The 13935-nt window shown below is 26.9% G+C and carries 8 protein-coding genes; all 8 read left to right on the top strand.

The window, feature by feature from the left end; all coding sequences use genetic code 11:
* The first annotated feature begins 408 nt into the window (after positions 1 to 408).
* Positions 409 to 885: a hypothetical protein gene (locus tag PZA12_RS03060; RefSeq protein WP_011967849.1), complete on the top strand. Its 477-nt coding sequence runs from the start codon at positions 409 to 411 to the stop codon at positions 883 to 885.
* Positions 886 to 1004: 119 nt separating this feature from the next.
* Positions 1005 to 1862: a M50 family metallopeptidase gene (locus PZA12_RS03065; protein ID WP_011967850.1), complete on the top strand. Its 858-nt coding sequence runs from the start codon at positions 1005 to 1007 to the stop codon at positions 1860 to 1862.
* Positions 1863 to 2059: 197 nt separating this feature from the next.
* Complete coding sequence (locus tag PZA12_RS03070; RefSeq protein ID WP_078115862.1) at positions 2060 to 2659, top strand: zinc dependent phospholipase C family protein; 600 nt, start codon at positions 2060 to 2062, stop codon at positions 2657 to 2659.
* A 251-nt stretch (positions 2660 to 2910) separates the two neighbouring features.
* Complete coding sequence (locus tag PZA12_RS03075; protein WP_103697892.1) at positions 2911 to 5001, top strand: S-layer homology domain-containing protein; 2091 nt, start codon at positions 2911 to 2913, stop codon at positions 4999 to 5001.
* Positions 5002 to 5168: 167 nt separating this feature from the next.
* Positions 5169 to 9404 (top strand): DUF445 family protein, encoded by a 4236-nt coding sequence (locus PZA12_RS03080; protein ID WP_103697891.1) that lies wholly within the window; start codon positions 5169 to 5171, stop codon positions 9402 to 9404.
* 260 nt (positions 9405 to 9664) lie between these two features.
* Positions 9665 to 11521, top strand: a complete 1857-nt coding sequence (locus PZA12_RS03085) for a TIGR03960 family B12-binding radical SAM protein (protein WP_077867723.1) — start codon at positions 9665 to 9667, stop codon at positions 11519 to 11521.
* Positions 11505 to 12206, top strand: coding sequence for a TIGR03936 family radical SAM-associated protein (locus PZA12_RS03090; protein WP_017209731.1), 702 nt, complete (start codon positions 11505 to 11507; stop codon positions 12204 to 12206). The genes PZA12_RS03085 and PZA12_RS03090 overlap by 17 nt, the downstream gene beginning before the upstream one ends.
* Positions 12207 to 12396: 190 nt before the next feature.
* Positions 12397 to 13845: an Rne/Rng family ribonuclease gene (locus tag PZA12_RS03095; RefSeq protein ID WP_039770318.1), complete on the top strand. Its 1449-nt coding sequence runs from the start codon at positions 12397 to 12399 to the stop codon at positions 13843 to 13845.
* Positions 13846 to 13935 lie beyond the last annotated feature (90 nt).

The raw sequence follows: 13935 nt of genomic DNA on the forward strand, positions 1-13935 counted from the left end.
GTTGCTATAATAAATTTATGCTATAATTTCAATAAGTTGAGTGCTCAATTTGGAGGGAAATGTAAAAAATAATTATAGTGAATATACCAAAATTATTTATAAAATAATAGGATTAATAATTTTATCCAGTACAGTAGAAATTGCAAATAAGAATTTTGAGTACAGTATAAAATTATTAATCTTATTTTAATTTTTAAGGATTATTTATTATAAAATAGATGATTTTCGAAGAGTAGGTATTAGTGGCATAAAAATTCTAGGCGGTGTATTTTTTTAATTAAGCAGCCTAAATGATATCTAAATATTGCGGAATGTAGCAAATACAAAGATTCTGCAACAATTTTGTTCTCATAATTTTATGAAGTAGTAAATATACTTTAATGTGAATGAATTTGAAAGGAGTGTATCATGGGCAGCTATAGATCAGCTTATGAGGATTACTATAAGAACATTAATAATACAACGAAAGGAAGAAAGGATAAAAGGAACCATTTGACTTCAGGCAAGAAAGCTAATAATGCTATCATTGGTTCAAGATATGGGAGTAATATGAAAAGTAACGATAAGATGATAAATGTTTTGATTAAGAGAATAACTAAGGAACTAACTGGAGCTACACTTTTATTGCTATTTTTTGTTGGATTGAAGTATACCCCTTACGCACAAGTACAAGAAATGCACATTAAATGTAAACAAGCATTAAACCGAAATTTTAATTATAACGAGTATATAGATACTTTTAGTACAATGCAGATAGGAAATATAAAAGGTAAGGATTTAAAGATTGGAAATTTTACTGTAGATGATTTGAAAATTGAAAATTTAAAGTTAAGGACTTTTAATTTTATGGAATATATAAGAAGCAACAGTAATATGAACAATTAAATTTATAGGAAATAACATATTATTATGAATATAAAATATATTTTAATATTTGATTAAGTTCCATTTTTTACTTGTGCATTGCAAATTATTTTGATATAGCAATATTATAGGGGTTAGAAATGAAGAAATGGTATATGGTATTGATTTTAGAACTGTCGATATTAATGTGGCTTGGAGATTATGAAGGTTACATTGTTATTAGTTTTCTGTGGGTAATATTGCATGAATTTGCACATATGATAGTTGCAAGTAAATTTGGGTGCAAATTTAATAATGTTAATATTAGCATATTTGGTGCTAAAGTCGAATTAAGTGACATCGATGAGTTAACTGAAAGAAAAAAAATGATTTTATATTTAGCTGGACCATTTTTCAATATTTTTATGGCTGTGGTTATGTGCTATTTATATGGATATTTTAAGTATCAAATTATTGAAGATAGTATAAAAGTTAATTTCTTTTTAGGAGCATTCAATTTATTGCCTGCTTATCCTCTTGATGGTTCAAGGGTATGTGAAATACTATTATCAAAGAAGCTATTATATAAAAGATCAAAGAAAATTACAGAAATCTTTAGCTTTATTATTTCAGGAACATTATTTTTAATATTTATTATAATAATGATATTACATAAAGTTAATATAAGTTTATTTCTTGCAGTCATATTAATCACATATGCAACATTTATAGAAAAAGAAAAAACTATGTATATAATAATGGGAGATATGATCAAGAAAATAAGAAAGTTAAAAAAGCATAACTATATAGAGAATAAATCAATTTCTGTGTATTATAAAAAAGGTTTAGTTAATGTTTTATCTTTAGTTGATAAAAACAAATTTAACAGTTTTTATATTCTTAATGATGACATGGAACTCATTAGTATAATACATGAAGATGAGCTTATAAAAGCATTAAAGGATTATGGAAATATAACACTAGAAGAGTATGTACAATTAAAAAAGAAAAATAATTAAGCTCGTTAAAAAATAACAGAAACGTAATGGTGATTTAACTTACTTTTTTTATAATTTAAGCATGTGATGAAGAGTAATAACTAGTACCATAATAAAAATGTATCTTCTATGTGTGAAAATGCACTTTTGTATTGTGATTCAGACAATTACTTGTTTATTACTCTCTAAATGTGATTAAAAAGGGTAGGAGCGTTAATATGGATACTTTACTTCATGGGAAAATAGGTTATTTTCTTAGCAAGGAATTAATTGAGAGAGGCTACTCAAATATTATTGATAGTAACTTTTTTATTTATGGAAATGTGTTACCTGATTTAAAGCTCAAATATAGAATGACTATGCATAGTAAAAATGAGGATTGGGAGAAGGTTATAGGGATTATTGATGAAATAATTTATGGTGAAATTAAAAGAAATAAGGATATTTCAATTAAGCTAGGAATATTGAGTCATTACCTATGTGATTTTTTTACTTTTCCACATAATAAAGCTTTTGAAGGAAATATTATTAGGCATGAATTATATGAACAAACTCAAAGAATTTTATGGTGGAAAAAGCTATCTGAAGTGTGGAATGAATGCACAGAGGAATCCAGAATAGAATTAAAGTCTATAAATGATATAGTAGATTATATTGAAGATATGCACAGTATTTATATTAGAAATTTAGGAGATAAAAGGCGAGATATTTTTTTTAGTAATATTTTAGTGAGAGTAGTTTTGTCATCTATATTAAAAATAAAACAAAATATAGATGAATATAAAGTAGAAGAAAGTATTAATAGATGCATAGTATGATAATAGTTAGTAGTGTGGAGTTAATAATTAAAATTAATTATTAACTCCATTTCTTATATAGAAAATTTTAGATTTTTTATGAATTACCAAAATTTAAAATATTAATTTATTGCTTTAACACAGGTATTTAAAAGTAACTGTATAAAAATTTGTGAAAAAATTATAATTTAATGCAAAATTTTCATATGAAGAATCGTATTATATTTAGATAGTATAAAAAATAACTCATTATTAAAGATTGGAGGATATTTATGAAAAAGAAAGGTATTATAAGCGGGATATTAACATTATGTTTAATATTGTCTACTATTTCTATTCCGACATTTGCTGCGGATGAAGATAGCAAAAACTTAGAGCAAGCTATCATATCAGCAAAGAAAATTATAACAGTTCCAGATGATTATACAGAGTTTACACATAATTCAAGCGAACGTGAAGTTAGGGGGACAAAAGTTAGAATTTGGGATTTAAATTGGGCAGAAAAAGAAGATAAGAAAGGATCAATATCTGCATCAATAGGTGAAGATGGATTCTTATATCAATATAGTAATTATGATGGGGATAGCAAGGAGAGCAAAGACGGTTTAGCAAATATTACGAAAGATCAGGCCCAAGTTTCAGCAGAAGATTTTTTGAAAAATGTAATTCCAGAATATATTGGAGAAATAAAGTTAGTAAAAAATGATTCAGCTTCTTTTCAAGGAGATGAGTATAACTTTACTTATCAAAAGTTTGTAAATGAAATTCCGGTTAACTATATTTATATAAATGTTGGTGTAAATAAATACAGTGGGAAAGTGACATCATTTAGCAATGACAATTTAGAAGTAAAGGGAGCTGAATATCCTAATTTAAGTGGGATAATTGATTCTGTTACTGCAGAAAAAGCATATATAGATAAAATAGGTATAGATTTAAAATATTATTCTTATTATGATTATGAGAAGAAGAAAATGAATATATTTGCAGGATATGCTCCAAGTAATATAAGTGAATTTATTGATGCTAAAACTGGACAAGTAGTATCATATTCAAGTGATAATAAATTAGATGATAGAAATAAGGATCATTCATTAGTAAATGCTTCTGCAAATAATTTGGATAAAGCAAATCAAGAGTTGACACAAGAAGAGATGGATGCGATTCGGAATGTTGCAAATCTTATAAGTAAAGAAAAGGCAGAAAGTATACTTAGAGAAACATCTGATTTAATAACGGCTGATATGAAAGTTAGTGATGCATCATTAAATAAAAACTATCTTGATGATGAATATTCATGGAATATTTCTTTTGACGGTGTATATGGAAGAGTGAATGCAAAATCTGGAGAAGTAATATCGTTACATTCTTATAATTATAATAAACTTGGAACAAGTGGTAATACTTCTAAGGCAGATGCGCAAAACACAGTAGAAAACTTTTTGAAAAAAGTAGCACCTAATAAGTTTACACAAACAAAGTTTAAGGATATAAATAATCCAATTTTAAAGATTACTGATAGACCAATAGAAGAAAATACGTTTATGTTTAACTATGTACGTCAAGTGAATGGAATAGAGTTTTCTGGAAATTACTTAAATGTTGAAGTAGATAAGAATACAGGGAAAATCATTGGTTATGATAATAACTGGTATGATAATGCCTCTTTTCCTGACATTAGTAATATTATAAGTAAGGAAGCTGCATTTAATAAAATTAAAGATTTAGCAGGATTCTCATTACAATATACAATGTTAGATCCAAATAAAGTTGGAATAGTGTATGACTTTATAAACAAGAATGATAGCTATATTATTGATCCTATAAATGGTATAAGGATAGATTATAGTGGAAAAGCATATAGAGAAAATAAATTACCAGAATATACAGATATAAATGGGCATTGGTGTGAAAAGACGGTAAAAGAGCTTTTAGATAATGGGTATTATATAGATGGAGAAAAATTTAATCCAAATATGAATATTACTCAAATGAATTTCTTTAAATATATATATTCGCCAGTAAAAAATAACTATAGCGATGATGAATTTTATGATATGTTAATTCAAAATGGAGTAATTAAAGATGAAGAAAAAGCTCCAAATTCAGTAGTATCATATAATGATGCCGCAAAATTTATTATAAGATACCTAGGATATGAGAAATTGGCTGGACATTCTGAAATATTTAATAGTCCTTTTAAAGATAATATAGAAGACGCATATAAAGGATATGCATCAATGTGTTATGCTCTTAATATCATTAAAGGGGATACTAATGGGAACTTTAATGGGTCACACAATATAAGCAATGCAGAAGCAGCTGTAATTGTATATAACCTAATAAAGAATAACAGAAAATAGATTTAATGAAAGTGCTAATCTTTTTATGAGGATTAGCACTTTTTGTTGGTGTAGTATGAAATGTGGAAATAAAGTCAATAAATTAGTATAATATGATGTAAACAACATATTTTATATGTGAAAAAGTTATTGTTTAGAATTGATATTACATAAGGGGAGAATAGCTGATGTTAACATTTATTTTTTTACTAGCATTTCAGGGGTTTTCAGGTGGAGTAGCTGGATATATCACAAATAAATATGCAGTTGATATGCTTTTTAAAGAATATACACCTTTAAAGCTAGGAGGGGTAATTAAAAAGAAGAAGGAGAAATTTATTGAAGAGATTAGCGAATTAGTAGAAAGAGATATAATAAATGCAGATACATTAAGGTCCGAAATGCCTAATATAAATATAAATACATATATTAAACAAATGGCTCAAACTTTTTTTGAGAAACAATTAAGCAATAGTTTAGGAAATACTAAAATAGCTGAAATAGATGGTTTCTCAGAGAGCATACTTAAAAGTGAAGAATTTATAAGAAATAATCTAAATATACTCTTACCAGAATTAATAGATGGTCTTATGCGTAATGTTGATCTACAAGATATATTAAGTGAAAAACAGATATCAAAAGTTATAAATTCATGCTATGAGCTACTGATTTGCGAATTTGAAAATGCCGATGCAGTGAATGGATTTATTTCTGATTTATACAAGGAAAATTCTAATATTACTTTAGCTGATATTTTTTCTAAAGAAGTCCAGAAAAAATTAACTGATAATATTATTGAGTGTGTTGAAAACATATTTAATAACGATATTTTATCAGATGAAAAGTCGTGCAAGATGTTTTTGGACAATATGCTTTCAAATATAAATGTAGATGCAACGCTTGTCAAATTACAAGACTCTATCGGAAGTCGGGATATTAATCATTTTATTACGGAAACTCAGCAAGAAGAAGTTATTTCAAGATTATTCATTAAAATTACTGAATTTATTAACTCTTCTGAAGGAAAGGATTTAATATTAAAAATTACAAATGAGATTGTTTCAATTGGGAAAAATATTGATTTTACTATTTATGAAATACTTCCTAAAGAGATGAAAAAATCACTTACGAATTTTATAAAAATAGCTATTCCTAAGGTCATGCCTTATATTTTGGAGTGGATTTCAAGTAATAAATCATCTTTGGATGAAATGATTGAATCCGCAATTGATGAAGCGATACAAGATATAGATGAAAGCATAAAGAAGCTTATAATCTCAAAGGTTAGGAATGCACTTATGGGAGATGTTTCATCTAAAAACAATATTGTTAATAAAATTATAAGCTATATTAATAATAATTTTGATGATGAATCAAGTGATAAAATAGTAACTTCTATTATAGATTACTTGAAGGACACAAAGGTTAAAAACATAGTAGAATCATTGGAAAAATACAATTTAGCTACATCTGATGATGTTGCTGAAATTATTACTAAAGTATTTGCAGCTCATGGAAAGAATACGTTGAGGATACTAATAAAATCTCAATTTTCAAAGAAAGTAAATGAGATTGCTAAGTTAGATTTGTTAAAATTATTCAATACAAAGCTTAAGCCAATGTTATATGAAAGTATTTTTAAAAACAAAACGAGATTATGTAAAAACATAAATACTTTGATTGCACAATTCATAAATTCAAAGAGTGATGAAATATTCCACAAAAAATTATCAGAATTATTTAAAGATAAAAGTGTATTTAGTTTATCTAATAAATTTTCAATATGGGCTAATAATTTGCTCAGAAAGAACAAAGATACATATAGCGAGAAATTAGAAGAGGTTATATTATCAAATGTTAAAAAACTTAAAATAGGAGATATATTATCAAACTATAATGTGAACATATTGGAATATATTGTGGATAATTCAGTATCAATTTATAGAGAAGCTGTGGATAAATATAAGAATTATCAGATTAAGGAATTAGTTAATAAAGGATTTAATAAGGATCAATTATCAAATATTCTTATAAATAAAGGTTACCCAGCATTAATATCTAAGCTTCCAAGTCTATTAAATGGAAATATTAAAAAAATTGCAAAAAATAGTTTAAGTAAATATGACGAGGATGAAATATGCGATATAGTTCAAGATTTTATGGGAAGTCAACTTAAACCACTTTCTGTTTTTGGTGCTGTTTTAGGTACTGTAGTTGGGATAATATATCAATTAATATTTCCAAATTCTATTGGACTTTACGGATTTCCAAGTAATATGTTTAATGGATTGTTGTCACTTGGAGTTATGGCATTTATAGGATACATAACAAATGTTGTAGCCTTGTGGATGATTTTCCATCCATACAAAGAAAATAAAATTATATCTAAAATACCATTTTTTAAGAAGTTTGCATTAGGATATATACCGGCACATAAAAATGAGTTCGCAATTGGAATGGCGAAACTAATTGATGAAGAATTATTAAACAAAGAGGAAATTAATAAAAGTTTCAATTCTCATAAGGATAATATGTCTTCAGTACTAACTACCTTAGTTAAAAATAATAATTATCAAATTTTAGTTGACTTTGCTAGAAGTAAAAAGAATGATTTTGTAAAGTATATCTATAAAATAATCTTAAAGTATTGTAATAGTAGTTCAGGTTTATCCGAAGGAATTACTAACAGATTAAAAGAAAGCAAATTTGATAATTTTATCAAGGAAAGTTACATTCAGAATGGAATACCTAAAATAATAAGTAGTATTAGTAATAGTAAAAGTTCTTTAACGAAGTTTATAGAAAATAAAATATCTTCAAATTACAAAATTGGTGATGTTATTTCAGAAGATATACTTATTGAAATTCAAAGTTATATTCAAGAGGAAGGCAATAAGCTTATACAAGATAATCTTAGTACTATTGAAAAGGTAGATTTTATAGATTTAATTACAAAAGAATACAAAGATTATTATTCTGTAGCGATAAAACAATCATGTAAAGAGGTTATAGGTAAAGATTCTATAGAAAAAGCAAAAGTTAATATAGGGAAATATGCATATGAATATTTTTCTAATGATTTTAAAATATATTTAGAAAATATGATAAGCAAATATTTATGTAATGGCTTAGATGAAAATAATGATGTGGGATCAATGTTTGATGGTAGAGTCAAGAATGTAATTGATAATAATCTGCATCCTATAACGTCTTATTTTTCAAATAAATTAATTGTTTACTTAAAAAATAATCAGAATATTATAACTGAAAATGTACAAGAAACTATTAAGAGTGAACTTAATTTCTTTGAGAAGATAGCCTACGCAACTTTTGGTGGAGATGACATAGCATATAGAGTTGTTGATATTATACTAAATAAAAAACTTCCTTTAATGCTAAGAGAAGAGAACGATAAACTTATTAATACTACAAAAGCTGCATTAAATGAAAGTATATACCCTATTAGATTGAGTGAATTAAATATAAAGGGTGAAGAATTTAATATTCGAATATTAATAAATAATTTATTTGAACAATTTGATAAGAATGTTAACTTTGAAGGATATATTTATAATGCAAGTGATTTAATTTTAGATTCATTAGCTGTGGCTCCACTTTCAGAATATCTTGAATTATTTGGATTAAGCAATTTAGATTCGATTTATAAGAAGTTTTTTGAGGAAGTCAATATTATAAAAGAAGATATATATAGAAGCATAAATATTAATAAAGATAAATTATCTATAACAATAGAAAAGTTCTTTAATGAAAATATGTTGAAAAATTTATTCAACATTGAATTTAATTCTGTATTATTAAAAGGAATTGATAGATATGAAATTGAAAATTGTATAAGTAATATTTTAAGCATAATTATTGAGAGCGAAGAATCAAAAAAATCGATATCTATGTTTATGGAAAGTTTCTATGAAAATACATTATCGGAATTAAAGATAGAACAAATTATTGATGTAAGTACTCTAAGCAATGATCTTGATAGGGTTATTAAATATATTTTCGCTAATGCAGAATTTAACCAAAAAATTATGATTGCAATTGATGCTATAGTTCAAAATGCAATTAATAACAACTTTTACTTTATATCAGATAGATCTAAGGATTATCTTATAAGTAAAACTATTGAAACAGGTTTAAATTCAGTTGGTGATTATATTGTGCCAATATTAAGGAAAATAAATCTAAAGAATATCAGCAATAAGCAAATTGAGCTGCTCAATCCAAAGGAAATTGATGTAATGTTCAATTCCTTTGCAGGAGACTTTTTCAATAAGCTTCGCCTTTATGGAGTGTTTGGATTTGTATTTGGTATAAATGCCGGATTATCATTTATATTATGGATAATTGATTGGAGATATAGTAAGAAATACAATGATAAAAATTCAAAGGCTTTGAAGGAAATGTAGAATAAAATAAATTGTATATAGTATTGGAAACAATAAGAATATTCCCATTCAGAATTAATTATGTTAGAATAGGGATAGCAAATAAGAAGTATAGCAATTAGAGTTTATACTTCTTTTATTTATGCATAAGCAAAAAGTGGGTTCATTTAGTATTTGAAATACTAAAGGTTTTAAATTCTTTAAATTTGACAAAAATTTAAAGGCAAGCATTTATGGAGAATTGCACATATGATGGTGTGTTTTAAGGAGGAAATTTATTAATGAATAAAATTTCAGATGATATCTTATTTAAAGTTGAAAAACCAAGTAGATACACTGGTGGAGAATTAAATGAGATTGTTAAAGATCTAAAGGAAGTTGACATAAGATTTGCATTTTGCTTTCCTGATGTTTATGAAGTAGGAATGTCACATTTAGGAAGCAGAATACTTTATCATACTATAAATCAAAGAAGTGATACATATTGTGAAAGATCATTTGCACCATGGCCTGATATGGAAGAACAGCTTAGAAAAAATAATATTCCGTTATTTACATTAGAGACAAAAGATTCTCTAAAGGAGTTTGATATTTTAGGATTCACACTTCAATATGAGATGAGTTATACAAATATTTTAAATATGCTTGATATGTCTGGTATTACTATAAGAGCATCAGAAAGAGGAGAAGATGAGCCAATAGTTATGGCTGGTGGACCTTGCGCATATAATCCAGAACCTTTATATGATATCATTGATTTCTTTGAAATTGGTGAAGGCGAAGAAATGATGAATGATGTTTTAGATGTTTATAAGAAGTATAAAGGAAAAGGAAAGAAGAAAGAATTTCTAAGAGAAATATCTAAAATACAAGGAATTTATGTGCCTTCCTTATATGATGTTATTTACAATGAAGAAAATACAATTAAAGAATTTAGACCTAAGTATGATGACGTACCAAAAACTATTACAAAGAGAATTATAAATAATTATACTAAGGTAGATTTTCCTACAGATATAATAGTTCCCTATTCAGAAATTGTTCACGATAGAATAGTTCTAGAGTTATTCAGAGGATGTACAAATGGATGTAGATTCTGTCAGGCAGGCATGCTCTATAGACCAGTTAGAGAAAAGACAAGGGAAGATTTAAAGGATTTAGCAAGAAAATTAGTTAAAAGTACAGGATACGAAGAAATTTCTCTTTCGTCATTAAGTACTTGCGATTATTCTGATATAAAAGGATTAATTACAGATTTAGTTAATGAGCATGAAGACGACAGAGTTGGTATAGCACTTCCGTCTATAAGAGTTGATGCTTTTTCAGTAGATTTGCTTAAGGATATCCAAAAGGTAAGAAAAACAGGATTAACTTTTGCTCCAGAAGCAGGTTCTCAAAGAATGAGGGACATAATCAACAAGGGTCTTACTGAAGATAAAATTTTAGATGCAGCTACAAGTGCATTTGCAGCTGGGTGGAAAACTTTAAAGCTTTATTTTATGGTCGGACTTCCATATGAAGAGCTTGAAGATTGCAGAGGAATTGGGGAATTAGCAGAAAAAATAGTATATAGATATAAACAAGTGCCTAATAAGATAAATAATAATAAAGGTTTAAGACTTACAGTAAGTACATCAATACTTATACCGAAACCATTTACTCCATTCCAATGGTCACCAATGGCGAAGTTTGATGAGGTTACTGAAAAAATCAAGGCTGTTAAATCTTCAATTAAATCAAAATGTATAGTTTATAACTATCATGAGCAAAAGACATCAGTAATGGAATCTGTTTTTGCAAGAGGGGATAGAAGATTATGTGATGTTTTAATTAAAGCTTTTGAAAAGGGTGCTAGATTCGACGGTTGGGATCAACACTTTAAATTTGACGTATGGATGGAAGCTATAGAAGAGTGTAATTTAGATGTAGATTTCTATGCATACAGAGAAAGAAGCTATGATGAAGTATTACCATGGGATTTCATTGATATTGGAGTAAATAGAAAATATTTAGAAATAGAAAATGAAAAAGCTAAAAGAGCAGAGTTAACACAAAACTGTAGAGAAGGATGTACAGGATGTGGAATTAATGTGAACTTTAAAGATGGGGAGTGTTTTGAAGGTGCGATACTTAACTAAATTTACTAAAGAGGAAAATATTAAGTTTATATCTCATTTAGATGTGCTTAAAACTATTCAAAAAAATATTAGAAGAGCGGGGCTACCTATAGAATACTCTCAAGGATTTAATCCACATATGAATACATCAATAGCACAGCCTTTATCAGTAGGAGTATATTCAAGTGGTGAGTATATGGATATGGTGTTAACAACTGAGGTGAATGAAAATGAAATTGTGGATAAATTAAATGAGACCGCGCCAAGTGGAATAAAATATATAAGTGCACTTGCAATTCCTTATAAAGAAGGAGAAAAGAAAGTTCCTCAAGCTATGGCTTTAATTGATGCAGCAAGATATACTATAAAAATTAAGTATTCTGATGTCTCAAATTTAGAAGAGGAAGTTGGTAAACTTTTAGAAATTAATGAGTGGAATACAGTCAAGAAAAGCAAAAAAGGTGAAAGAGAAGTCAATATAAGGGCTTTTGTTAAGGAGTTTAGTTTCTGGGTTAAAGATGAGTTCTTAATTCTTAATGCAGTTATAAGTACAGGAAGTAGGGAACATTTAAGTGCAGATTTACTTGTTAGTTATATCCAAGAAAAAACTTCAAATGCGATTTTAGATTCGTTTGTTAATACCAAAAGAGAAGAAATGTATTTTTACAAGAATAATAAACTTGTACCATTATATAAATGTGTATAAATATATAATTCACAATTTACAATGCGCAATACACAATTAAGGAATAAATCTCTTAAGAGATTTTAAAAATTATAATAAATGCAAAATACTAAGGTATCAAATTATATGATAATTAGATTTTCAAAGGAAATTGCTCACTAATTGTGCATTGTGAACTGTGCATTGTGCATTGACTAGGATGTGTTATAGAATGAAAGAGATTTTTGTTGAGAGAAGAGAAAGAATTTTAAGGGTAGCTATTAAATCTAATAATGAATTAATAGAAAGCATTGTTGAAGAAAGCAAGAATGAACCGATAATAGGAGAAATTTATAAGGGAAGAATTAAAAATATAATTCCGGCTATAAACTCAGTGTTTGTTGATTTGGGTTTAGATAAAGAAGGTTACCTATATTATAGTGATGAATTAAAGGCAAAAGGAATAAAAAAGGGAGACGATATACTAGTAGAAGTTTTAAAAGAGCCTCTTAATGATAAAGGCGCCAAATTAACTGCAAAGGTGTCAATTCCCGGGAAATATATTGTCTTAAATTGTTATGAACAAGGAATAGAATTTTCTAAGAGAATAGAAGATAAAGAAAAGAAAATAGAACTATTGAGGAATATTGAACCGTTAAAAGATGTTTGCATAACAGTAAGGACAGAAGGTGCAAATGTAGATATAAATATTCTTAAAAATGAGATTTCTAAGCTTTATGATGAATTTCAAAATATAGATAAAAAAATGAAACATTCATTAGGAGTAAGAAAGATTTATGGTGAAGATTTAACATTAACTAAGCTTTTGATGAATTTTTCTGGAGAAGAAATTATAAAAATTTATGTTGATAATAGCATTGATTTTGATAAGATATCAAGCTTTGCCAAAGGACAGGAAAATTTAAAAATAGAGAAGTATGAAGGATATAGAAAACTTTTTGATTTTTATGGAATTGAGAAAGAAATATTAAGGTTGAGGCATAATAAAGTTAACCTACAATGTGGAGGATACATAGTAATTGATAGAACTGAAGCAATGTATGTTATTGATGTTAATAGTGGAAAAAACATAAAGGAGAAAAGTTTCAATAAAACAATTTTGGAAACTAATTTAGAAGCGGCTAGAGAAATAGGAAAACAGATTAGGCTTAGAAACTTAAGTGGAATTATAGTAATAGATTTTATTGATATGAGAGATAAAAGTCAAAGAGATATTGTAATGGATGCACTTAAGGAAAGTCTTAGGTTAGATAAAGGTAATGTAAAGATATTCCCATTTACCCAGCTAGATTTGGTTCAAATAGCTAGAAAGAGGCAAGGAAAAAGTATATATGAATATATGGAAGAAGAATGCAGCCTATGTAAAGGAAGAGGAATAATTCTAAAGTTATCTTATATTGAAGGGCTAATAAAAAATGATATAGTAAGGATGCAGGAAGAAAGTTCTATAAATTGTTTTCATATACAAATGGATAGCGTTTATAAAGATAGAATAAGAGAAAATATTTTTGAGTTTATGAAAGAAATAGATGGATTAGATAAAGAGATATATCTAAATTATGTAGATAATATAGAAGGATATAAAATTGAACCACTGATATTTCAGGGGCAAAAAGATAACTTAAAAGATTATAAAGTTACAGTTATAGAAAAGTATTAAATCAGTTAACAATCATGCTAAATTATGTTTATATGGATAAATTATAGATTATACTTTACAAAGTAATAGAAATATGATAAACTGGCTTTT

This window comes from Clostridium beijerinckii (genome assembly GCF_036699995.1).
Taxonomy (GTDB): domain Bacteria; phylum Bacillota; class Clostridia; order Clostridiales; family Clostridiaceae; genus Clostridium; species Clostridium helianthi.

Bases quoted from the DNA above. Each gene is read 5' to 3' on its own strand.
- PZA12_RS03060 (WP_011967849.1), top strand. From the start codon at position 409: ATGGGCAGCTATAGATCAGCTTATGAGGATTACTATAAGAACATTAAT.
- PZA12_RS03075 (WP_103697892.1), top strand. From the start codon at position 2,911: ATGAAAAAGAAAGGTATTATAAGCGGGATATTAACATTATGTTTAATA.
- PZA12_RS03095 (WP_039770318.1), top strand. From the start codon at position 12,397: ATGAAAGAGATTTTTGTTGAGAGAAGAGAAAGAATTTTAAGGGTAGCT.
- PZA12_RS03080 (WP_103697891.1), top strand. From the start codon at position 5,169: ATGTTAACATTTATTTTTTTACTAGCATTTCAGGGGTTTTCAGGTGGA.
- PZA12_RS03085 (WP_077867723.1), top strand. From the start codon at position 9,665: ATGAATAAAATTTCAGATGATATCTTATTTAAAGTTGAAAAACCAAGT.
- PZA12_RS03065 (WP_011967850.1), top strand. From the start codon at position 1,005: ATGAAGAAATGGTATATGGTATTGATTTTAGAACTGTCGATATTAATG.
- PZA12_RS03070 (WP_078115862.1), top strand. From the start codon at position 2,060: ATGGATACTTTACTTCATGGGAAAATAGGTTATTTTCTTAGCAAGGAA.